The sequence below is a fragment of the Stenotrophomonas sp. YJH_SMC_16 genome (assembly GCF_059367875.1).
On sequence record NZ_JCAFRH010000005.1, the window covers coordinates 145,186 to 168,368 of the forward strand.

A 23,183-nucleotide genomic window follows, 5' to 3' on the forward strand; every position below is an offset into this window, starting at 1 on the left:
GGGGACATTATAAGGAGCCGTTGCCGCGAAAAATGCCTCGCAAGCAGAACGCTGCAACCGGTAAACTCCCGTGTTCACAGATCGAGTCGATCAGCAGAGGATTCAAGTCATGACGGTGGTCAGCGTTGAACATGCGCTTGCCGGGAAGATCCCGGAAGGCGGCGAAGTCACGGTACGCGGATGGGTGCGCACGGTGCGCGGTTCAGCGAATCTGGCCTTCGTGAATGTGAGCGACGGCTCCTGCTTCGCCCCGATCCAGGTCGTGGCCGGCGACGGCCTGGCCAACTTCGACGAGATCAAGCGCCTGACCAGCGGCTGCTCGGTCATTGCCACCGGCACCCTGGTGAAGTCGCAGGGCAAGGGCCAGTCGTTCGAGATCCAGGCCAGCGCACTGGAAGTGGTCGGCTGGGTCGAAGACCCGCTCACCTACCCGATCCAGCCCAAGCCGATGTCGCCTGAGTTCCTGCGCGAGGTGGCACACCTGCGCCCGCGCACCAACCTGTTCGGTGCGGTCACCCGCATCCGCAACTGCCTGGCCCAGGCCGTGCACCGCTTCTTCCACGAGAACGGCTTCAACTGGATCAGCACCCCGATCATCACCACCTCCGACGCCGAAGGCGCCGGCCAGATGTTCCGCGTGTCCACCCTGGACATGGTGAACCTGCCGCGTGACGAGAAGGGCGCGATCGATTTCAGCCGCGACTTCTTCGGCAAGGAAACCTTCCTGACCGTGTCCGGCCAGCTGAACGTCGAGGCCTACTGCCTGGCGCTGAGCAAGGTCTACACCTTCGGCCCGACCTTCCGCGCCGAGAACAGCCACACCACCCGCCACCTGGCGGAATTCTGGATGATCGAGCCGGAAATCGCCTTCGCCGACCTGGCCGAAGACGCACGCCTGGCCGAAGAGTTCCTGAAGTACCTGTTCCGCGCGGTGCTGAACGAGCGCAGCGACGACCTGGCCTTCATCGCCGAGCGCGTGGACAAGAACGCGATCACCAAGCTGGAAGACTTCATCAACGCGCCGTTCGAGCGCATCGACTACACCGATGCGGTCACCCTGCTGCAGAAGTCCGGCAGGAAGTTCGACTTCCCGGTCGAATGGGGCCTGGACCTGCAGACCGAGCACGAGCGCTGGCTGACCGAGGAACACGTCGGCCGCCCGGTGGTGGTGACCAACTATCCGGAGCACATCAAGGCCTTCTACATGCGCCTGAACGACGACGGCAAGACCGTCGCCGCGATGGACGTGCTGGCCCCGGGCATCGGCGAGATCATCGGCGGCAGCCAGCGCGAAGAGCGCCTGGACGTGCTGGATGCGCGCATGGCCCAGTTCGGCCTGGATCGCGAGCACTACAGCTGGTACCGCGATTTCCGCCGCTATGGTTCGGTGCCGCACGCCGGCTTCGGCCTGGGCTTCGAGCGCCTGGTGGTCTACGTCTGCGGGCTGTCCAACATCCGCGATGCGATCCCCTACCCGCGCGCCCCCGGCAGCGCGGACTTCTAAGCCCCACACGACCACGGAGGTACTGCCCCATGACCCTGTTCTTCGCCCTCTGTTTCGTCGGCGTTGCAGTGGCCGGGTTCAGTGCCTTCGTGATCTTCTGGCCGCTGACCCTGGTGCATGTGCGCGACCGCCATCCGGCGCTCGCCGAGCGCTTCGGCAGCGGCGCCTTCCTCAAGCCCGATGCCCTGGCCTGGCTGCTGCGCCGCGACTATCGCAATCAGCCGGACCGCTCGCTGTCCGGGCTGGCGACGCCGGCCTGGGTATCGCTGCTGACCCTGCTGGCCGGACTGGGCATGGCCGCCCTGCTCTGGCTGGCCTCGCTCTGGTAACACACCCATGAATGACATCACCGCCTCGCGCGACAGCTGGTGGCTGGCCAGCCTCGGCAACACCCTGATCTGGGCGCGCCTGCGCGTGCGCCCGGCCGGCACCGCCGAAGTGCTCGACAGCGATGGCAACACGCTGAGCTATGACAGCGAAGACACCGCCCGTTCGCAGCTGTTCGACGCCGAGTTCGTCGAGTACGACGGCCTGGACGAAGAAGACGCGCTGGTGCGCGGCTTCAGCCTGCACGAAGTGCAGCCGCCGCAGGCCGACAGCGACGAGGGACTGCGTGGCCGCATGATCCAGTCGCTGGGCGGGCGCGCCTGAACCCAGCATGTTCACCCCGCGCGCCTTCGCCGAGACCGACCTGCTCTGGCTGGACCGCCTGCTGGCGCGCGATCCATTCGTCACCGTGCTCACCCCCGGCAGCGATGGCCTGCCGGAGCTGACCCGGATGCCGGTACTGTACCGGCGTGACGGCGAACAGATCGAACTGCGCGGCCACTGGGCCCGCGCCAACCCGCAGTCGCGCCACAGCGGCGCGGCCAAGGTGCTGGTCGACGGCCCGCACGGCTATGTCTCGGCCAGCTGGTACCCGGACAAGGAACCTGCGGCGCGGGTGCCGACCTGGAACTACGCCGCCGCCGAACTGCGTGGCCAGCTGCAGACCTTCGACGACACTGATGCGCTGGCCGAACTGGTTGGTACGATCAGCGACCGTTTCGAAGCCAGTGTCGGCCAGGCCTGGCAGTTCGATGCCACGCGTGCCGAACACGGCCCGGAGCTGCGCGCCATCGTCGGCTTCCGTTTCCAGGTCGAGCAGGTGCAGCTCAAGCTCAAGCTGAGCCAGAACCATCCCGACGCCAACCAGCGCGCCGTGATCGCCGAACTGGAACAGCTCGGCACCCCCTCTTCCACCGAGTTGGCGCAGTGGATGCGCTGGCACCGCGAACAGGCCGCCCGCAGCGACTGAACGCCCCAGATTCCCGCGACGACGCAGCCGGATGGCTGCGGCGCGCCCCCACCCGACGCCAGGGACCCGTACATGAAAGACATCCACAAGCTGCTGCAGAACAACCGCGACTGGGCCGACCGCATCGAGAAGGAAGACCCCGAGTTCTTCCACCAGCTGGCCAAGCAGCAGCACCCGGAATACCTGTGGATCGGCTGCTCCGATTCGCGCGTGCCGGCCAACCAGATCATCGGCATGGCCCCGGGTGAAGTGTTCGTGCACCGCAACGTCGCCAACGTGGTCGCCCACACCGACCTGAACTGCCTGAGCGTGGTGCAGTACGCGGTGGACCAGCTGAAGGTGAAGCACATCCTGATCGTCGGCCACTACGGCTGCGGCGGTGTGCATGCCTGCCTGCACAACACCCGCGTCGGCCTGGCCGACAACTGGCTGCGCCATGTGGGCGACGTGATGCAGAAGCACACCGGCATCCTCGATGCGATCGAGACCGATGAGCTCAAGCACGCTCGCCTGTGCGAACTGAACGTGATCGAGCAGGTTGCCAACCTGTGCCGCTCGACCATCGTGCAGGATGCCTGGGCCCGCGGCCAGAAGCTGATGGTGCATGGCTGGGTCTACAGTCTGAAGGACGGACGCGTGCGCGAGATGGGCATTGACGTCGGTTCGCAGGAAGAGCTGCAGCCGGCGTATGAAAAGGCCCTGTCCTACATTCCGCGCAAGGGCAAGCGCGACTGATCCCTTACGGATGACCACCATGCTCGCTTCGCCGATCAACCTGCACGCCTGGATCGAAGAAAACCGCCACCTGCTGAAGCCACCGGTGGGCAACAAGATGATCGACAACGGCGACTTCATCGTGATGGTGGTGGGCGGGCCGAACTCGCGTACCGACTTCCACTACGACGAAGGCCCGGAGTGGTTCTACCAGCTCGAAGGCGAGATGGTGCTGAAGGTGCAGGAAGACGGCGCGGTGCGCGACATTCCGATCCGCGCCGGCGAGATCTTCCTGCTGCCGGCGAAGGTGCCGCACTCGCCGCGGCGTCCGCCCGGTGGCATCGGCCTGGTGGTCGAGCGCAAGCGCCTGCCGCATGAGATGGACGGTGTGATCTGGCATTGCGAACACTGCAACCACAAGCTGCACGAAGAGTACTTCCCGCTGCGGAACATCGAAACCGATCTGCCCAAGGTGTTCGCGCGTTACCACGCCAGCCTGGAGCTGCGTACCTGCAGCCAGTGCGGGCACGTGGATCCGCTGCCGGTGCCTGCGGCGGGCTGAGCACCTGCCCCTGTAGAGCCGAGCCCATGCTCGGCTTCGTGGCCCGGCAGCCGAGCATGGGCTCGGCTCTACAGGTTCGGCGGCAGGCACGCCGCCAAGCGCTACACTGGCGGTCCCGTTGCAGCCTGTTGCCCGACCATGTCCGACCTGCTCAGCCGCACCCACGCCATCGCCCTGGACGCCGCCGATCCGCTGCGCCCGCTGCGCAATGAATTCCTGATTCCGCGCCATGGTGGCGGCGAGCAGACCTACTTCGTCGGCAACTCGCTGGGGCTGCAGCCGCGTGGCGCACAGGCGGCCGTGCAGGAAGTGATGAAGCAGTGGGGCGAGCTGGCCGTGGAAGGCCACTTCACCGGCCCGACGCAGTGGCTGTCCTACCACCGTCTGGTGAGCGCGCAGCTGGCCCGCGTGGTTGGTGCGCTGCCCAGCGAGGTGGTGGCCATGAACACGCTGAGCGTGAACCTGCACCTGATGATGGTCAGCTTCTACCGGCCAACGGCCGAGCGCCCGGTGATCCTGATGGAGGCCGGTGCATTCCCGACCGACCGTCATGCGGTGGAAGCACAGATCCGCTTCCATGGTTTCGACCCGGCCGAGTGCCTGGTGGAAGTGCAGCCGGACGAGGCCAACGGCACGATCTCGCTGGCCGCGATCGAGCACGCCATCGCCGAACACGGCCCGCGCCTGGCGCTGGTGCTGTGGCCGGGCGTGCAGTACCGCACCGGCCAGGCTTTCGACCTCGATGCGATCACCCGTGCCGCCCGCCTGCAGGGCGCACGCATCGGCTTCGACCTGGCGCACTCGGTCGGCAACCTGCCGCTGCGCCTGCATGACATCGCACCCGACTTCGCCGTGTGGTGCCACTACAAGTACCTCAACAGCGGCCCTGGCGCGGTTGCCGGCGCCTTCGTGCACGAGCGCCACCATCGCGACACCAGCCTTCCGCGTTTCGCCGGCTGGTGGGGCCATGAAGAGTCCACTCGCTTCCAGATGGCACCACAGTTCACCCCGGCCATCGGCGCCGAAGGCTGGCAGCTGAGCAACCCGCCGATCCTCGGCCTGGCACCGCTGCGTGCCTCGCTGGAGCTGTTCGAGCGTGCCGGCATGGACGCGCTGCGCAGCAAATCGCTGGCACTCACCGGCATGCTCGAAGCACTCGTACGCGCGCGCCTGCCGCAGGTGCTGGACATCATCACCCCGGCCGACCCGCAGCGTCGCGGCTGTCAGTTGTCGCTGCGCGTGATCGGGGGCCGCGAACGTGGCCGCGCACTGTTCGAACACCTGCGCGGCATCGGCGTGCTCGGCGATTGGCGCGAACCCGACGTGATCCGTATTTCGCCCACCCCGCTCTACAACCGCTACCTGGACGTGCACCACTTCGTCGAGGAAGTGGAAGCCTGGGCCGGCCTCTAGGCCGACCCCTTCCCCTACTGCTGGACAGTTCGTTGATCGCACACGCTTCCCGCTCGTTGAGCATTATCGGTGCCGGCCTTGCCGGGTCCCTGCTGGCCATCCTGCTGTCACGCCAAGGCTGGCGCATCACCCTGTACGAGCGCCGCGGCGATCCGCGCGTGGCCGACTACGAGAGCGGCCGCTCGATCAACCTGGCGCTGGCCGAGCGTGGGCGCAATGCGCTGCGCCAGGCCGGCGTGGAAGACGAGGTGATGGCGCGCGCGGTGATGATGCGCGGGCGCATGGTGCACCCGCGCGAAGGCGAACCGCAGCTGCAGCGCTATGGCCGTGATGACAGCGAAGTGATCTGGTCGATCCACCGCAGCGACCTGAACACCACACTGCTGGAACTGGCCGAACAGGCCGGCGCCACCGTGCACTTCCATCGCCGCCTGCACACCGTCGATTTCGATGCCGGCTACGCGCGCTTCATCGATGATCGCGACGACAGCCCGCACGACATCCGCTTCGACACCCTGATCGGTGCCGACGGCGCCGGCTCGGCGCTGCGCGCGGCGATGAACCGGCGTGCGCCGCTGGGCGAGGACATCGCCTTCCTCGACCACTCCTACAAGGAGCTGGAGATCCCGCCGGCCGCAGATGGCAGCTTCCGCATCGAGCGCAACGCACTGCACATCTGGCCGCGCGGCCACTACATGTGCATCGCCCTGCCCAACCACGAAGGCACCTTCACCGTCACCCTGTTCCTGCCCAACCAGGGCGAGCCCAGCTTCGCCACGGTCAACACCGGCGTACAGGCCGAGGCGCTGTTCGCGCGCGAGTTCGCCGACACCCTGCCGTTGATCCCGAACCTGCGCGCGGACTGGGAACAGCACCCCCCGGGCCTGCTCGGCACGCTCACCCTGGACCGATGGCATCAGCAGGGCCGCGCCGTACTGATCGGCGATGCTGCGCATGCGATGGTGCCGTTCCACGGCCAGGGCATGAACTGCGCGTTCGAGGATTGCGTTGCGCTGGCCCGTCACCTGATGGAGGCCGATGATCTGGAAGGTGCGTTCGCTGCGTTCGAAGCCGAGCGCAAGCCGAATGCACGTGCCATCCAGCAGATGGCGCTGGAGAACTACCTGGAGATGCGCGACCGCGTGGCCGATCCTGCGTTCCTTCTGCAGCGCGACCTGGAGCAGGAACTGCAGCGGCGCTGGCCGACCCGCTTCGTACCGCATTACACGATGGTCACTTTCCTGCACACGCCCTACGCCGAGGCGCTGCGCCGCACCGAACTGCAGCGCGAGATGCTGGTGGCGGCCACTGCAGGTCACCACTCACTGGACAACATCGACTGGACGGCACTGGAAGCGCAGATCCACGCGCAGCTGCCGATCCTGGAGGGCGCGCACTGATGGCTGACAGCTTCCTGTTCTACGATCTGGAAACCTTCGGCCAGGACCCGCGACGCACGCGCATCTCCCAGTACGCCGCCATCCGTACCGACGCCGACCTCAACGAGATCGATACCCCGGTCAGTTTCTTCGTGCGCCCGGCCGACGACCTGCTGCCCTCGCCGATGGCCACCCTGGTCACCGGCATCACCCCGCAGCAGGCCCTGGCCGAGGGCATCAGCGAGGCCGAAGCCTTCGACCGTATCAACGAGCAGCTGTCGCGTCCCGGCACCTGCGCATTGGGCTACAACACCCTGCGCTTCGACGATGAATTCGTCCGCTACGGCCTGTTCCGTAACTTCCATGACCCCTACGAACGCGAGTGGCGCAACGGCAATTCGCGCTGGGACCTGCTGGACATGCTGCGACTCATGCGCGCGATGCGTCCGGACGGCATCCAGTGGCCGCTGCGCGAGGACGGCGCCACCTCGTTCAAGCTCGAGCACCTGGCCGAGGCCAACAACGTGCGCGAGGGCGACGCGCACGAAGCGCTGTCCGACGTGCGCGCCACCATCGGCATGGCACGCCTGTTCAAGCAGTCGCAGCCGCGGCTGTGGGAGTACGCGCTGAAGCTGCGCGACAAGCGCTTCGTCGGCAGCCTGCTGGACGTGACCGCGATGAAACCCGTGCTGCACATTTCCATGCGCTACCCCGCCAGTCGCCTGTGCGCGGCGCCGGTGCTGCCCTTGGCCGTGCATCCCACCATCAACAACCGCGTGATCGTGTTCGACCTGGATGGCGACATCGACGACCTGCTGGCACTGCCGGCCGAGGTGATCGCACAGCGCCTGTACATGCGCGCCAGCGAACTGCCCGAAGGCGCGGCGCGGGTGCCACTGAAGGAAGTGCATCTGAACAAGGTGCCAGCACTGATCGCCTGGAACCACCTGCGCGCCGATGACCACGCGCGACTCGGCCTGGACGTGGCCGCGATCGAGGCCAAGGTCGAGCGCCTGCGCGCGTTCGCCCCGCAGCTGGCCGAGAAGGCGCGCCAGGTCTACAACCAGCCCCGTGCGGCCACCGTGGCCGACGTCGATGCCTCGCTGTACGACGGCTTCCTCGGCAATGGCGACAAGCCGCTGCTGGCGCTGGCCCGCACCACCGCGCCGGAACAGCTGGCCGCGCTGGAAGGCCGCTTCCGCGACCCGCGCCTGCCCGAACTGCTGTTCCGCTACCGCGCGCGCAATCATCCCGACAGCCTCGCGCCGCCTGAACGCCAGCGCTGGCAGGATTACCGCCGCCAGCGCCTGCTCGGAGACGGCGGCCTGGGCGAACTCAACCTGCCCCAGTACCAGCAGCAGCTCGATGCACTGGCCGCCGAAGCGCCCGATGACACCCGGCGCCAGGCCCTGCTGCAATCGCTGCGCGACTGGGGCCAGCAGCTGCAGGAGACCTTGTGAGTACCTATTTCTCGGACGCCAGCTTCAAGTTCCTGCGCAGCCTGGCGCGGCATAACGAAAAGGCATGGTTCAACGATCACCGCCAGCAGTATGAAGACCACGTCCGGCAGCCGTTCCTGCGCCTGCTGGGTGACCTGCAGCCAGCGCTGGCGGAGATCAGCGACCACTTCCGCGCCGATACCCGTGGCGTCGGTGGCTCGCTGTTCCGCATCCACCGCGACGCGCGCTTCTCCAACGACAAATCCCCGTACAAAACCTGGCAGGGTGCGCGCCTGTTCCATGAGCGCCGCCGCGAAGTGGCCGCGCCTTCGTTCTACGTGCACCTGCAACCGGGCGAGAGCTTCGTTGGCGCCGGCCTGTGGCATCCAGAACCGGAGACCCAGCGCCGCGTGCGCCACTTCATCCTCGACAACCCGGGCAGCTGGAAGGCGGCCGCGCATGCTCCCGCGCTGCGCAAGCGCTTCGACTTCGAGGAGAGCGAAAAACTGGTGCGTGCACCGCGCGGCTTCCCGGCCGATTTCGAGTTCATCGACGACCTCAAGCATCGCAACTGGGTGATGTGGCGCTCACTGGACGACGCCACCATGACCGGCCCGCGCCTGCTGTCCACGCTCGGCAGGGATCTGGCCGGGCTGGGCCCGTTCGTCGACTATCTGTGCGCGGCGCTGGACCTGGAATTCTGATGCCGTTGGCGCACCAACGCCGCACGCTGGGCCGCACCGGGCTGGCGGTTTCGCCGGTGGGCCTGGGCTGTTCCGGCTTCTGGGGGCATCGCCGGTTCCCGGAACAGTCGGCCGCGCACGTGGTCGAGCATGCACTGGCACAGGGCGTCAACCTGTTGGACACCGGTCACAACTACTCCGGTTTCCACGCCGAGCCGCGGCTGGGCCGCATCCTGCGCCCGTTGCTGAAGCGATACCCGCGCGAGTCGCTGGTGATCTCCAGCAAGGGCGGCACGCTGACCGGCCAGGCCGGCATCAGCGGCGCCGAGCAGCGCAATTTCTCGCCCGCCGCCATCACCGCCAGCTGCGAAGCCTCGCTGCGCAACCTCGGACTGGATTACCTCGATATCTACCAGCTGCACGGTGCCAGCCAGCACGACATCAACGATGACCTGCTGGCCGCACTGCAGCGACTGCGCGAACGCGGGCTGATCCGGCACACCGGCATCAATACGCACACGGCGTCGACCCTGTGCTGGATGATCGACCATCCCATGCTGTTCGATGTGGTGCTTCTGGACTACAACGCCCTGCAGCAGGACCGTGAACCGCTGATCGACCAGTTGCACGCGGCGGGCATCGGCGTGCTCGCCGGCACCGTGCTGGCGCAGGGCCATCTGCTGCCGTCACGCGCCCGCCTGCCGCGCCCGGCCGACGCCTGGTACCTGGCCAGAGCCTGGCTCAAGCCAAGCAGCCGCGCACTGATGCACAGTGCACGCCGGATGCGCCACGCCATCGCTACCATCCGCAGCCAGCGCCCCGCCCAGACCGCGTTTGCCTACGCCCTGGGCCATCCCGGCGTGGCCAGCGGCATCCTCGGCACCACCCGCACCGTCAGCCTGGACGAAGTGCTGGCGACGCGGCTTGAGGCACTGACCGCAGCCGAACGCCAGCAGCTTGTGAACGCCTTCGGTGATGGGCGCGGATCACCCAGTCATTGAGTCTTCACCCCATGCCGCTGCGGTTGCGGCAGTCTGTGCGGCATGAAGAAACTCACAGTACTCGTTGTGCTGCTGGTCCTGGCCTTGGCCGCCTGGTGGTTCGGTGGCCCCTACATGACCGTGCGCGGGCTGTCCCAGGCCATTGAACAGCGCGACACCGCACGCCTGGAGCGCTATGTGGATTTCCCGCGCGTGCGCAGCAGCCTGCGGGCGCAGCTCAACGACTACCTGGTGCGCCAGGCCGGCCCGGATGTGGCGGCCAGTCCCTTCGGTGCCCTGCTGTATGGGTTGGGCGACCAGCTAGGCGGTGCCGCGGTGGACACCATGGTGACCCCAACCGGTATCGGCGCGATGCTGCAGGGCCACGTGCTATGGAAGCGCGGCCGCAATGAACTGCAGGGCGGCGATGCCTTCGGCCCGACCGAGCCGGCGCGACCGCTGAAGAATGCCGAGCATCATTTCGAAGCGCTGGACCGCTTCGTGATCGATGTCGATCGCGGCCCCGGCCAGGCGCCGATGAAGGTCGTGCTGGAGCCGCAGGGCCTGCGCTGGAAGGTGGTGGACCTGCAGCTGGGGATGTCGGGCAGCCCTTGATCGTACCCGGGGCCTGAGGGCGATGCCGACCTAGGTTGGCAACTACCGGGGCATGCGGCTCTGGTAGATGCCCACCTTGGTGGGCGCCGATGCATGGCAGTGCCAACCGAGGTCGGCACCTACCCGGCATGGCTTCAGCCTTCGTTGGCGACGCCGTGCGGTACGTGGCCGGCGGCCACATGCTCGCGGGCGCTGTCGATGTTGTGCTGCGAATCATCGAAGAAGATGTCGGCGCCGAACGCCTGCAGGAACGGGCCCTTGTGGCGGCCGCCGAGGAACAGCGCCTCGTCCAGGCGCACGCCCCACTCGCGCAGGGTGCGGATCACCCGCTCGTGCGCCGGTGCCGAGCGTGCGGTCACCAATGCGGTGCGGATCGGTGCGCTTTCGCCGGCCGGGAAGACTTCCTGCAGCGTATGCAGGGCCGACAGGAAGCCGCGGAACGGGCCGCCACTGAGCGGTTCCCGGGCACGTTCGCGCTCGTGGCGGCCAAACGCTTCCACGCCCTGCTCGCGCGAAATGCGCTCGCTCTCATCACCGAAGATCACCGCATCACCGTCGAAGGCGATGCGCAGCTGCCCGGCCGGCCGGGTGATGTCGATCTGATCGGCTGCCGCCGCGGCGGTTTCGCCGGGCGGCTTGGGCAGGATGGTGGCCGCGGCGATGCCATGGCGCAGCGCGCTGCGCACTGATTCCGGGTTGGCCGACAGGAACAGGTCGGTTCCGAACGGCTTCACGTAGGGCCAGGTCGGCTCGCCGGCGGTGAACGTCGCGCGGATGATGCCAAGGCCGTAGTGCTGGATCGAGTTGAAAATGCGCAGGCCGGTATCGGCCGAGTTCCGCGACAGCAGGATCACCTCGACCCGCGGGTTCTCTGGACTGGCGCCCTGGTTCAGTGCCAGCAGCTTGCGCACCACCGGGAACGCCACACCCGGGCCGAGGATGTCGTCTTCGTGCTGACGCTGGAACTCGGCATAGGCCGCCACGCCATCGCTCTCGAACAACGCGTGGCTTTCCTCGAGGTCGAACAGCGCGCGCGAGGTCACCGCGACGGTCAGCAAACGGGGGGAGTTGTCGCCCATCGGTGGGGGTCCTTCAAGCGGTCGGCATGGCCGGCCGCCTATTGTCCTCAAAAAACGAACTGTTCGCTCAGGATCCGGTCTTCCAGATTGTGCTCCGGGTCGAACAGCAGGGTCACGCGGCGGTCCTTCGACTCGCGGATGGTCACCTCGACCACGTCGCGGGTCTCGTGCGAATCGGCGGTCACGCTGACCGGACGCTTGTACGGATCAAGCACGCGGAAGCGCACTTCGGTATCCGCCTTCAGGATCGCGCCGCGCCAGCGCCGTGGGCGATAGGGCGCCAACGGCGTCAGCGCGATGGTGTGCGAGCCCAGCGGCAGCACCGGGCCATGCGCGGAATAGTTATAGGCGGTGCTGCCGGCCGGGGTGGCCACCAGCACGCCGTCGCCGATCAGTTCAGCCACGCGCTCCTGGCCGTTCAGGTCGATGCCGATATGCGCGGCTTGCCGGGTCTGCCGCAGCAGCGAGACATCGTTGTAGGCCAGCGAACCGGTACTGGTGCCCGATTCGGTCAGCGCGACCATTTCCAGCGGGCGCAGGTTGGCCGGTTCGGCGCGCGCAATGCGGGCCTGCACGTCATCGTCGCCACGGTACTGGTTCATCAGGAAACCGACCGTGCCCAGCTTCATGCCGAACACCGGCTTGCCCAGGTGCCCGTGCCGGTGCAGGGTCTGCAGCATGAAGCCGTCGCCACCCAGCGGGCACAGTACGTCGGCCTGCTCCGGCGTGTGATCGCCATAACGCGAAATCATCGCCGCGCGAGCCATCTGCGCAGGTTCGGTGGTGCTGGCCAGGAAAGCGATGCGGGGGGTGTCGCTCATCGGTGGATCCGGGGGGAAGGCATGAGGGAGAGCATAACCGAGCGCCGGAGGTTGGACTCCGCTGGGCGGATGACCGGCCCGTCCGCCGGGACACGCCGTAACCCCATCCCTGGGGGCTCGGTCGCGCCATCCATGGCGCTCACGGTCCCGGCGGACGGGCCGGACATCCACCTGACAGGTCGACAGCCGGCGTCGGGTCAGTGATCGCAGAATAGACAGGCAAAAACAGAACGGCCCCGCTTTCGCGGGGCCGCTGTGTTTCACGCATGCCGGGCAGCGCCCGGCGTTACATCACTTACGCACCGTGCGCGGCCAGCTGGCCCAGGCGCTGGACTGCGACCGAAACGGTCGGGTAGTCCAGGGTCTTCTGCTCGGCCAGTTCGGCCAGCATCGCCAGGGTGAAGCGCAGGCTGTTGTCGTCACGGCCCATCCAGGCTGCGACCTTGGCCTCCGCGCTGCTGCCCTTGGTGCCCAGCACCTGGCCGGCCAGGTTGCGGTGGTTGGCGGCCAGTTCGTCACGCAGCACGCCACGTGCCACGGCGTGCCAGCGGCCATTGACCTCCAGCGCATCGACCTGCTCGAACAGCCACGGCAGCTGCAGGGCATCGCCCAGGCGGAAGTGGACCTTGGACACGTCCACCGGCTTCAGCTTGCGGGTGCGGGCCAGTTCGATGATGTCGAACGCCGGCTCCAGGAAGTGCAGTTCGGCCAGCTGCTGCGCCAGTGCGGACGGCAGGCCCTTCTCCTTCCACTCGGCCACCAGGGCTTCGTAGGTCGGACGCTGCGAATCCGGCAGCACACCCGAAGCAACGCGGATGTCGTTGAACGGACCCTGGTAGCGGTTGACCGCTTCGGTGATGCCCGGCATCGCACCCGGGCGCGACAGCAGCCAGCGCACGAACGAGCGCTGCAGCTTCCAGATCACTTCCAGCGCATCGATCTGCACCGACTCCGGCACCTTGCCGTCGAGGGCATCGATCTGCGCCCACAGCGCGCGTGCATCCAGCGTTTCGCGGCTGATGGTGTAGGCCTTGGCGACCTCGGCGATGGAACGGCCGGTGTCTTCCTGCATGCGCATCAGGAAGGTAGCGCCCATGCGGTTGATGGTCTGGTTGGTCACGGCCGTGGCGATGATTTCGCGCTTCAGGCGGTGACGCTCCATCGCGTCGGCGTACTTCTTCTGCAGCGGGGTCGGGAAGTAGCGCTGCAGCTCCTTGGACAGGTACGGATCTTCCGGGATGTCCGAATCCAGCAGCTGGTTGAACGCCACCAGCTTGGAGTAGGACAGCAGCACCGACAGTTCCGGACGGGTCAGGCCCTGGCCACGTGCCTTGCGCTGGGACAGCTCGGCGTCGGACGGCAGGAACTCGATCTGGCGGTCGAGCAGCCCCTGCTGTTCCAGGGTACGGATGAAGTGCTGCTTGGAACCCAGGCGCTTGACCGCCATCCGCTCCATCAGGCTCAGGGCCTGGTTCTGGCGGTAGTTGTCATTCAGCACCAGCTCTGCGACTTCATCGGTCATAGAGGCCAGCAGCTTGTTGCGCTGCTCGACGGTCAGCTTCTTGGCCCGCACCACATCATTGAGCAGGATCTTGATGTTGACTTCATGGTCGGAGGTGTCGACACCGGCCGAGTTGTCGATGAAGTCGGTGTTGAGCAGCACGCCGGCCTGCGCGGCTTCGATGCGGCCCAGCTGGGTCATGCCCAGGTTGCCGCCCTCGCCCACTACCTTGCAGCGCAGCTCGCCACCATTCACGCGCAGCGCGTTGTTGGCGCGGTCGCCGACATCGCTGTGCTGCTCGCTGGCAGCCTTCACGTAGGTACCGATGCCGCCGTTCCACAGCAGGTCGACCGGTGCCTTCAGGATCGCGCTCATCAGATCGTTCGGCGACAGCGCCTTGACGTTGTCGTCCAGGCCCAGCGCTTCACGCACCTGCGGGGTGATCTCGATCGACTTCAGGCTGCGCGGATACACGCCGCCGCCCTTGCTGATCAGCTTGGCATCGTAGTCCGCCCAGCTCGAACGCGGCACGGTGAACAGGCGCTCACGTTCGACGAACGTGGTGGCCGCATCCGGGTTCGGGTCCAGGAAGATGTGGCGGTGGTCGAATGCAGCGACCAGGCGGATGTGGCGCGACAGCAGCATGCCGTTGCCGAACACGTCGCCGGACATGTCGCCGACGCCGACCGCGGTGAAGTCCTGGCTCTGGCTGTCACGACCCAGCGCACGGAAGTGGCGCTTGACCGACTCCCACGCACCGCGTGCGGTGATGCCCATGCCCTTGTGGTCGTAACCGACCGAACCACCGGAGGCGAATGCATCGCCCATCCAGAAGCCGTGCGCAATGGCCAGGCCGTTGGCGATGTCGGAGAAGGTCGCGGTGCCCTTGTCGGCGGCCACCACCAGGTACGGATCGTCCATGTCGTGGCGCACGACATCCACCGGCGGCACGATCTTGTTGTTGACGATGTTGTCGGTGATGTCCAGCAGACCCTGGATGAACAGCTTGTAGCAGGCCACGCCGTTGGCGAAGATCGCATCGCGATCGCCATTCACCGGCGGCATCTTGGCGAAGAAGCCACCCTTCGCGCCGACCGGCACGATGACGGTGTTCTTGACCATCTGCGCCTTGACCAGGCCCAGCACTTCGGTACGGAAGTCTTCGCGACGATCCGACCAGCGCAGGCCACCACGGGCCACGGCGCCGAAGCGCAGGTGGGTACCTTCCACGCGCGGGCCGTAGACGAAGATTTCGCGGTACGGGCGCGGCTTCGGCAGGTCCGGCACCAGCGCCGAATCGAACTTGAAGCTGATGACGTGGCCGTGCTGGCCGTTGGCATCGGTCTGGTAGTAGCTGGTACGCAGGGTCGCGTCGATCACACCCATGAACGAGCGCAGGATGCGGTCCTCGTCCAGGCTGGACACGCGGTCCATCAGCTTCAGCAGCGCATCGCGCGCAGCCTGCATCTGTGCGTCGCGGTCACCCTTGCGGGCGTCGACCACGGTCTTGAGCACCTTCAGGGTGGCGTCGTCGCCAGCAGCCAGCACATCGAAGTGGGCCTTCAGCTGGGCCTGGCCGGCAGCGATGTCGTCCTTGCTCTCGTGGCCGGTGGCCGGATCGAAGCGCGCTTCGAACAGCTCGACCAGCAGGCGGGCCAGCAGCGGGTAGCGCGCGAAGGTGCCTTCCACGTAGGCCTGCGAGAACGGCACGCCGGTCTGCAGCAGGTACTTGCAGTAGCCACGCAGCATGGCGACCTGGCGCCAATGCAGGCCGGCAGCCAGCACCAGGCGGTTGAAGCCATCGTTCTCGGCATCGCCGTGCCAGACGCGGGCGAAGGTCTCGCCGAAGGCTTCATCGACGCTGGCGGCATCGATCGCGCCGGCGGTCGATTCCACCTCGAAGTCCTGCACGTACACCGGCGCGTTGTCGACCGACAGGCGGTACGGACGCTCGGCGATCACGCGCAGGCCCATGTTTTCCATCATCGGCAGCGCATCCGACAGCGGAATGTCGTCCAGCTGGCGATACAGCTTCAGGCGCAGGCCATCGCCGCTTTCGCGCGGCACGGCCTGCAGGCTCAGGCGCAGGTCGTCCGGGCCGGTCAGGGCGTCGAGCTGGCTGACATCGTTGGCGGCAACCGCGGTGCTGTTGTCTTCGATGTAGCCGGCCGGCAGCGCCTTGCCGATGCGGGCGGCGATGCGCAGGCCTTCGGTCTCGCCATGGCGGGACACCAGCGCTTCACGCAGGTCGTCCTGCCAGTTGCGCAGCACCTGGGCCAGCTTCTGCTCCAGTTCGGCGGTATCGACGTCGAGCATTTCGCCAGGCTTCGGGCGCACGATCAGGTGCACCTGGGCCAGCGGCGATTCGCCCAGCACCACCGAGCTGTCCACGTACTCGCCGTGCAGCGCGTCCTTCAGCATCGCTTCGATGCGCAGGCGCACGTCGGTGTTGAAGCGCTCGCGCGGCAGGTAGACCAGCGCGGAGATGAAACGGCTGTACTTGTCGCGGCGCAGGAACAGGCGGCTGCGCACGCGCTCCTGCAGGCCCAGCACGCCCATCGCGGTGCGGAACAGTTCGTCCTCGCTGGACTGGAACAGTTCTTCGCGCGGCAGGGTTTCCAGGATGTGGCGCAGGGCCTTGCCGCTGTGGCTGGCCGGAGCCAGGCCGGACTGCTTCATCACGTGCTCGTGGCGCTGGCGCACCAGCGGGATTTCCCACGGGCGACGGTTGTACGCGCTGGAGGTGAACAGGCCAAGGAAGCGCTGCTCGCCGATGATCTTGCCCTTGGCGTCGAATTCCAGCACGCCGATGTAGTCCATGTAACCGGCGCGGTGCACCCGCGAACGGGCATTGGTCTTGGTCAGGATCAGCGCGTCCTTCAGGCCGGACGTGGTGTTCAGGCCCTGCGCGGCCAGCGTCTTGACCGGACGGGCGGCGGACTTGTCCTTGCCGCGCATCAGGCCCAGGCCGGTGTCGTTCAGCGGCGCCAGCACCTCTTCCTTGCCCTGCTTCTCGACGCGGTACTCGCGGTAGCCGAAGAAGGTGAAGTGGTTGTCGGCGGCCCAGCGCAGGAATTCCTGTGCTTCCTTGCGCGACGCATCGTCAACCGGCAGCTGGCGGCTGCCCAGGTCGTCGGCCAGTGCCAGCGCCTTGTCCTTCATCGGCTGCCAGTCGCGCACGATCGCACGCACTTCGTCCAGCGCCTTGTTGATGGCCTGCTCGATGGCCGCCATGGCGTCGGCCGGCTGGCGGTCGATCTCCAGCAGCATCACCGACTCGGCATCGCCTTCGCCGACCTTGACCAGCTTGCCGGCCTTGTCGCGGGTGAAACGCAGCACCGGGTGGCCCAGCACGTGGACACCCACGCCCTGTTCGGCCAGCGACATGGTGACGGTGTCGACCAGGAACGGCATGTCGTCGTTGACGATCTGCAGCACGGTGTGCGGCGACTCCCAACCGTTGGCCTTCGCGGTCGGATTGAACACGCGGACGTTGGCCTTGCCGGCCTTGCGGGCACGGGCAAATTCCAGCGTCTCAGCCGCGAGAGCGGCCCACTCTTCAGCGCTGTGGTGCGGGAACTCGTCCGACTCCATGCGCTTGTAGAAGTCAGTGGCAAATGCCACTGCTTCGGCCTGTGCGGCCGCGGGGTAGCGCTTGCGCAAGGCCGTGTACACCGGCTCCAGGGAGAAACCAGCGGTCACTGCGACCTCCGCTTCTGCTGGTTTGGTCTTGTTTTTCACGGTCTTGGCTGCGGTTTTTTGCGGTTTCATGGCAGAGCGATGCGCTTGCTCAGTTGGGAAAATGAAATTGTAGCCCTACCGCACGAAAAGGCCTTGCTGCAGGACGGAATAACCAGATTCGGGTTTGCTGCGGTTTAGACGCCTATTCAGTTCGCACCGGTATGGTGCTGGCGCCCGCTTCAGCACTGCCGACAGGATCGGCAAAGCGTGTTACCGGAAGACACACGCGGCGACACCGATTCGATTCCACAATCCTGAACTGGACGGTATAGTCCACCGCGTGAATCCGGCCTACCTCCCCGTTGCCCTCGACGCACGCGATGAGCGCGTGTTCGATGCCGTGCGCGAGCTGCTGGCCCAGCAGGGCATGCAGATGAGCATGGATGCGGTGGCCCAGCACGCCGGCTGCTCCAAGCAGACCCTGTACTCGCGTTACGGCAGCAAGCAGGAACTGCTGCGCCGGGTGATGCAGCGCCACGTCGGCCACGCCACCGGCGCCATGGTTCGTGCACTCCGCACTGACGACCTGCGTGCCAGCCTGCTCCAGTTCGCCACCGACTTTCTGGAGCACTTCAACCAACCGCACGTGGGCCAGGCCTGTCGGCTGATCGCCGCCGATGCATCCCAGTTTCCCGAAGAGGCGCGTACGCTGTACCGGCATGGTGCCGGCGCGCTGACGCTTCATCTTGCTGAATGGATTGAAACCGTTTGCATGCGAGGCCAGCTCCGGCATGACGACCCGCACTTCATGGCCGAACTGCTGCTGAGCATGATCGCCGGTCAGGATTTCGACAAACAGCGCTTCCATACCCCCCATCGTGATGACGCGCAGCTGCGTCGGCGCTGGGCAGAGTTCTCCGTCGACAGCTTCCTGCGCGCCTTCGCGCCTCGGCCGTCGCCGGCCCCGTCTTCAAACCAACCCCGGAGTTCCTCCTGATGACCGCCCCACTCCGCACCCTTGCCTTGACGTGCGCCGTTGCTGTCGCGCTGGCTGCCTGCAAGAAGCCGGAACAGCAGACGCCCCCGCCGCCGGAGGTGGGCGTGATCGACGCCAAGCCGCAGACCCTGCCGCTGCAGCGTGAGCTGGTCGGCCGCCTGTCGCCGTTCCGCAGCGCCGACGTGCGTGCGCGCGTGCCGGGCGTACTGCTCAAGCGCGTCTACCAGGAAGGCTCCCAGGTCAAGCAGGGGCAACCCCTGTTCCTGATCGACCCGGCGCCGCTGCGTGCCTCGCTCAACGCCTCCGAGGCCCAGCTGGCTTCGGCCCGCGCCACCTACGCCAATGCCAAGGTGGCCGCCGACCGCGCCCGTTCGCTGGCGCCGCAGCAGTTCGTCTCCAAATCCGACCTGGACAACGCCGAATCGGCCGAACGCACCGCGCTGGCCGCGGTCAAGCAGGCCGAAGCGGCGGTGACCTCCTCGCGCATCAGCCTGGGCTATACCGAAGTGACCGCACCGATCAGTGGCGTGGCCAACAAGCAGCAGGTCACCGAGGGCGCACTGGTCGGCCAGGGCGATGTGACCCTGCTGACCACCGTCGACCAGCTCGACCCGCTGTACGTGAACTTCTCGCTGAGCGTGGATGAGCTGACCCAGCTGCGTGCGCAGCAGGCCAAGGGCGCGCTGGCGCTGTCGGGTGACGGCAAGGCCACGGTCAACGTCAAGCTGGCCGACGGCACCACTTACAGCGAGCCGGGCACGCTGGACTTCTCTTCGACCACGGTCGACCCGGCCACCGGCGCGGTGTCGCTGCGTGCGCTGCTGCCGAACCCGCAGCAGATCCTGCTGCCGGGTGCCTTCGTCAGCTTCCAGGCCAACCTGGGCGAGCGCAACAACGCCTACCTGGTGCCGCAGCAGGCACTGCTGCGTGACACCACCGGCGGCTACGTGATGGTGGTCGGTGCCGACGGCAAGGTCATCCGCAAGAACGTGAAGACCGACGGTGCGCAGAACGGCAACTGGCTGGTCAGCGACGGCCTGGCCGCCGGTGACAAGGTGATCGTGGCCGGCGTGCAGAAGGTCAAGGAAGGCGCACCGGCAGTCGCCAAGCCGTGGACCCCGGGGCAGGACGCCAACGGCAAGCCTGCCGCAGGCGGCGCCGCTCCGGCGGGCGCGGCACCGGCCGCAGGCAAGGCACCGGCCGACGCGGCCAAGCCCGAGCAGGCCGATGCGGCCAAGCCGGCAGCCACCGATTCGAACAAGCAGTAACGGGAACCTTCCGTCATGCCTAAATTTTTCATCGAACATCCAGTCTTCGCCTGGGTGGTTGCGATCCTGATCTCGCTCAGCGGCGTGATCGCGATCCTCAACCTGGGCGTGGAGTCCTATCCCAACATCGCCCCGCCGCAGGTCACCGTCTCGGCCACCTACCCGGGTGCCAGTGCCGACACCACGGAGAAGTCGGTCACCCAGGTGATCGAGCAGCAGTTGACCGGTATCGATCACCTGCTGTACTTCAGCTCCTCGTCCGCCTCCAACGGCCGTGCACAGATCACCCTGACCTTCGAGACCGGTACCGATCCGGACATCGCCCAGGTGCAGGTGCAGAACAAGGTCTCGCTGGCCACGCCACGCCTGCCCTCGGAAGTGACCCAGCAGGGCGTGGTGGTGGCCAAGGCCAACGCCGGCTTCCTGATGGTGGTGGCGCTGCAGTCCGATACCCCCGCCATCAACCGTGACGCCCTGAACGACATCGTCGGTTCGCGCGTGCTCGACCAGGTCTCGCGTATCCCCGGCGTCGGCAGCACGCAGCAGTTCGGTTCCGAGTACGCCATGAACATCTGGCTGAACCCGGAAAAGATGCAGGGTTATGGCCTGTCGGCCAGCCAGGTGCTGGCGGCGGTGCGCGCGCAGAACGTGCAGTTCGCCGCCGGTGCGCTGGGTTCGGACCCGTCGCCGGAAGGCCAGCACTTCACCGCCACGGTCTCGGCCGAAGGCCGCTTCAGTTCGCCGCAGGAGTTCGAGAACATCATCCTGCGCGCCAATGCTGACGGTTCGCGCGTGCTGCTGAAGGACATCGCCCGCGTTGCCTTCGGTGCCAACAACTACGGCTTCGACACCCAGTACAACGGCAAGCCGACCGGCGCCTTCGCCATCCAGCTGCTGCCGGGCGCCAATGCCCTGAACGTGGCCGATGCGGTGCGCGCCAAGATGGACGAACTGCAGCCCAGCTTCCCGGCCGGCGTCACCTGGTTCTCGCCGTACGACAGCACCACCTTCGTCAAGATCTCGATCCAGGAAGTGGTCAAGACGCTGTTCGAGGCGGTGTTCCTGGTGTTCCTGGTGATGCTGATCTTCCTGCAGAACTTCCGCGCCACTCTGATCCCGACCCTGGTCATCCCGGTGGCCCTGCTCGGTACCTTCCTGGGCATGTGGATGATCGGCTTCACGATCAACCAGCTGACCCTGTTCGCGATGGTGCTGGCGATCGGCATCGTGGTCGATGACGCGATCGTGGTGATCGAGAACGTCGAACGCATCATGACCGAGGAAGGCCTGGCGCCGAAGCCGGCCACGCAGAAGGCGATGACCCAGATCACCGGCGCGGTGGTGGCGATCACCGTCGTGCTGGCTGCGGTGTTCATCCCGTCCGCCCTGCAGGGCGGCGCCGCCGGTGAGATCTACAAGCAGTTCGCCCTGACCATCGCCATCTCGATGGCGTTCTCGGCGTTCCTGGCCCTGGGCTTCACCCCGGCGCTGTGCGCGACTTTCCTCAAGCCGACGCACAACGACAACCCGAACATCATCTACCGCACCTTCAACAAGTACTACGACAAGATCAGCCACACCTACGTGGGCCACATCACCTCGGCGGTGCGCCATGCGCCGCGCTGGATGATCCTGTTCGTGGTGCTGACCGCTCTGTGCGGTTTCCTGTTCACCCGCATGCCGGGCAGCTTCCTGCCGGAAGAAGACCAGGGATATGCGCTGGCGATCGTGCAGCTGCCGCCGGGCTCGACCAAGGGCCAGACCAACGAAGTGTTCGCGCAGATGCGTGGCATCCTGGAAAAGCAGGATGGCTATGAAGGCATGCTGCAGGTGGCCGGTTTCAGCTTCGTCGGTTCCGGCGAGAACGTGGGCATGGGCTTCATCCGCCTGAAGCCGTGGGAGGAACGCAAGTTCACCGCGCCGGAGTTCATCCAGAACATGAACGGCGCGTTCTATGGCATCAAGGAAGCGCAGATCTTCGTGGTCAACCTGCCCACCGTGCAGGGCCTTGGCCAGTTCGGTGGCTTCGACATGTGGCTGCAGGACCGTAGCGGTGCCGGTTACGAGCAGCTGACCCAGGCCCGCAACATCCTGCTCGGCCAGGCCGCGCAGAAACCGGACCACCTGGTCGGTGTGCGCCCGAACGGCCTGGAAAACGCGCCGCAGCTGCAGCTGCACGTGGATCGCGTGCAGGCGCAGTCGATGGGCATGTCGGTGTCGGACGTGTACAGCACCATCCAGCTGATGCTGGCCCCGGTGTACGTCAACGACTTCTTCTACGAAGGCCGCATCAAGCGCGTGACCATGCAGGCTGATGGCCCGTACCGCACCGGCCAGGAGTCGTTGAAGAGTTTCTACAGCCCGTCCAGCCTGACCACCAATGCCGATGGCACCAACGCGATGATCCCGCTCAACACGGTGGTCAAGTCCGAATGGGTGTCGGCACCGCCGTCACTGAGCCGCTACAACGGCTACTCGGCGATCAACATCGTCGGCTCGCAGGCACCGGGCACCAGCTCGGGTGAGGCAATGCAGACCATGGAAGGCATCGTCAACGACGATCTGCCGGCCGGCTTCGGCTACGACTGGTCCGGCATGTCCTACCAGGAAATCCTGGCCGGCAACGCGGCGACGCTGCTGCTGGTGCTGTCGATCGTAGTGGTGTTCCTGTGCCTGGCCGCGTTGTATGAAAGCTGGTCGATCCCGGTGGCGGTGCTGCTGGTAGTGCCGCTGGGCGTGCTCGGCGCCCTCGGCCTGTCCATGCTGCGTGGCCTGCCGAACGACCTGTTCTTCAAGATCGGCCTGATCACCGTGATCGGCCTGGCGGCGAAGAACGCGATCCTGATCGTCGAGTTCGCGGTGGAGCAGCGCGCAGCTGGCAAGACCCTGCGTGATGCCACCATCGAGGCGGCACGCCTGCGTTTCCGACCGATCCTGATGACCTCGTTCGCGTTCATCATGGGCGTGATCCCGATGGCGATCTCCACCGGCGCCGGCGCCAACTCCCGCCACGCCATCGGTACCGGCGTGATCGGCGGCATGCTGTTCGCCACCCTGCTCGGCCTGTTGATGATCCCGGTGTTCTTCGTGATCGTGCGCCGCATGCTGGGCGACAAGCTGGATGAACCGTCCAAGGAGTTCATGGAACGCCAGCGTGATGCGGATGCTGCACACCGCCCGGATCGTTGATCCGGTGGTGAGCTGAAACGAGAAAGGCCCCGGAGCGATCCGGGGCCTTTTTTCTGCTTTT

General features: G+C 66.5%; 18 protein-coding genes. 15 read left to right on the top strand and 3 right to left on the bottom strand.

What is annotated here, in order from left to right:
* The first annotated feature begins 109 nt into the window (after window positions 1–109).
* The 12 genes from asnS (at window position 110) to AC5P6E_RS12785 (ending at window position 10,586) form a co-directional block, all read left to right on the top strand.
* On the top strand, window positions 110–1,504 hold the full coding sequence (gene asnS, locus AC5P6E_RS12730) for an asparagine--tRNA ligase (RefSeq protein WP_049482475.1): 1,395 nt from the start codon (window positions 110–112) through the stop codon (window positions 1,502–1,504).
* Window positions 1,505–1,533: 29 nt separating this feature from the next.
* The gene (locus AC5P6E_RS12735) at window positions 1,534–1,833 is read left to right on the top strand and encodes a hypothetical protein (RefSeq protein WP_010480464.1); all 300 of its coding nucleotides are present in this window, start codon (window positions 1,534–1,536) and stop codon (window positions 1,831–1,833) included.
* Between the two features lie 7 nt (window positions 1,834–1,840).
* The gene (locus AC5P6E_RS12740) at window positions 1,841–2,155 is read left to right on the top strand and encodes a hypothetical protein (protein ID WP_006453002.1); all 315 of its coding nucleotides are present in this window, start codon (window positions 1,841–1,843) and stop codon (window positions 2,153–2,155) included.
* Window positions 2,156–2,162: 7 nt separating this feature from the next.
* Entirely contained in the window at window positions 2,163–2,801 is a 639-nt protein-coding gene (locus tag AC5P6E_RS12745; RefSeq protein WP_043398467.1) for an FMN-binding negative transcriptional regulator, read from the top strand.
* Window positions 2,802–2,873: 72 nt separating this feature from the next.
* Window positions 2,874–3,536 (top strand): carbonate dehydratase, encoded by a 663-nt coding sequence (can, locus tag AC5P6E_RS12750; RefSeq protein WP_010480460.1) that lies wholly within the window; start codon window positions 2,874–2,876, stop codon window positions 3,534–3,536.
* Between the two features lie 19 nt (window positions 3,537–3,555).
* Complete coding sequence (locus AC5P6E_RS12755; RefSeq protein WP_329835354.1) at window positions 3,556–4,077, top strand: 3-hydroxyanthranilate 3,4-dioxygenase; 522 nt, start codon at window positions 3,556–3,558, stop codon at window positions 4,075–4,077.
* Window positions 4,078–4,215: 138 nt separating this feature from the next.
* Window positions 4,216–5,490 (top strand): kynureninase, encoded by a 1,275-nt coding sequence (gene kynU, locus AC5P6E_RS12760; RefSeq protein ID WP_019337342.1) that lies wholly within the window; start codon window positions 4,216–4,218, stop codon window positions 5,488–5,490.
* A gap of 32 nt (window positions 5,491–5,522) precedes the next feature.
* Window positions 5,523–6,890, top strand: a complete 1,368-nt coding sequence (locus AC5P6E_RS12765; protein ID WP_019337343.1) for an FAD-dependent oxidoreductase — start codon at window positions 5,523–5,525, stop codon at window positions 6,888–6,890.
* On the top strand, window positions 6,890–8,329 hold the full coding sequence (gene sbcB, locus AC5P6E_RS12770) for an exodeoxyribonuclease I (protein WP_019337344.1): 1,440 nt from the start codon (window positions 6,890–6,892) through the stop codon (window positions 8,327–8,329). The genes AC5P6E_RS12765 and sbcB overlap by 1 nt, the downstream gene beginning before the upstream one ends.
* The gene (locus AC5P6E_RS12775) at window positions 8,326–9,012 is read left to right on the top strand and encodes a DUF2461 domain-containing protein (protein ID WP_019337345.1); all 687 of its coding nucleotides are present in this window, start codon (window positions 8,326–8,328) and stop codon (window positions 9,010–9,012) included. Before sbcB ends, AC5P6E_RS12775 begins: the two co-directional genes overlap by 4 nt.
* On the top strand, window positions 9,012–9,992 hold the full coding sequence (locus tag AC5P6E_RS12780) for an aldo/keto reductase (RefSeq protein WP_019337346.1): 981 nt from the start codon (window positions 9,012–9,014) through the stop codon (window positions 9,990–9,992). Before AC5P6E_RS12775 ends, AC5P6E_RS12780 begins: the two co-directional genes overlap by 1 nt.
* 42 nt (window positions 9,993–10,034) lie before the next feature.
* Window positions 10,035–10,586, top strand: coding sequence for a DUF2939 domain-containing protein (locus AC5P6E_RS12785; protein WP_019337347.1), 552 nt, complete (start codon window positions 10,035–10,037; stop codon window positions 10,584–10,586).
* Window positions 10,587–10,720: 134 nt separating this feature from the next.
* On the opposite strand, the gene AC5P6E_RS12790 is transcribed toward AC5P6E_RS12785, so the two are convergent.
* The 3 genes from AC5P6E_RS12790 to AC5P6E_RS12800 all read right to left on the bottom strand — a co-directional run bounded on the left by AC5P6E_RS12790 (window position 10,721) and on the right by AC5P6E_RS12800 (window position 17,758).
* Entirely contained in the window at window positions 10,721–11,665 is a 945-nt protein-coding gene (locus AC5P6E_RS12790) for a 5'-nucleotidase (protein WP_010480444.1), read from the bottom strand.
* A gap of 47 nt (window positions 11,666–11,712) precedes the next feature.
* Window positions 11,713–12,486, bottom strand: a complete 774-nt coding sequence (locus AC5P6E_RS12795; protein ID WP_010480442.1) for an NAD kinase — start codon at window positions 12,484–12,486, stop codon at window positions 11,713–11,715.
* Between the two features lie 295 nt (window positions 12,487–12,781).
* Entirely contained in the window at window positions 12,782–17,758 is a 4,977-nt protein-coding gene (locus tag AC5P6E_RS12800) for an NAD-glutamate dehydrogenase (protein WP_019337348.1), read from the bottom strand.
* A gap of 250 nt (window positions 17,759–18,008) precedes the next feature.
* On the opposite strand from AC5P6E_RS12800, the gene AC5P6E_RS12805 reads away from it, so the two are divergent.
* The 3 genes from AC5P6E_RS12805 to AC5P6E_RS12815 are packed head-to-tail and all read left to right on the top strand — an operon-like array spanning window position 18,009 to window position 23,122.
* Window positions 18,009–18,665, top strand: a complete 657-nt coding sequence (locus tag AC5P6E_RS12805) for a TetR/AcrR family transcriptional regulator (protein WP_019337349.1) — start codon at window positions 18,009–18,011, stop codon at window positions 18,663–18,665.
* Window positions 18,665–19,933 (top strand): efflux RND transporter periplasmic adaptor subunit, encoded by a 1,269-nt coding sequence (locus tag AC5P6E_RS12810; RefSeq protein WP_010480436.1) that lies wholly within the window; start codon window positions 18,665–18,667, stop codon window positions 19,931–19,933. Before AC5P6E_RS12805 ends, AC5P6E_RS12810 begins: the two co-directional genes overlap by 1 nt.
* Before the next feature lie 15 nt (window positions 19,934–19,948).
* Entirely contained in the window at window positions 19,949–23,122 is a 3,174-nt protein-coding gene (locus AC5P6E_RS12815) for a multidrug efflux RND transporter permease subunit (protein ID WP_019337350.1), read from the top strand.
* Window positions 23,123–23,183 lie beyond the last annotated feature (61 nt).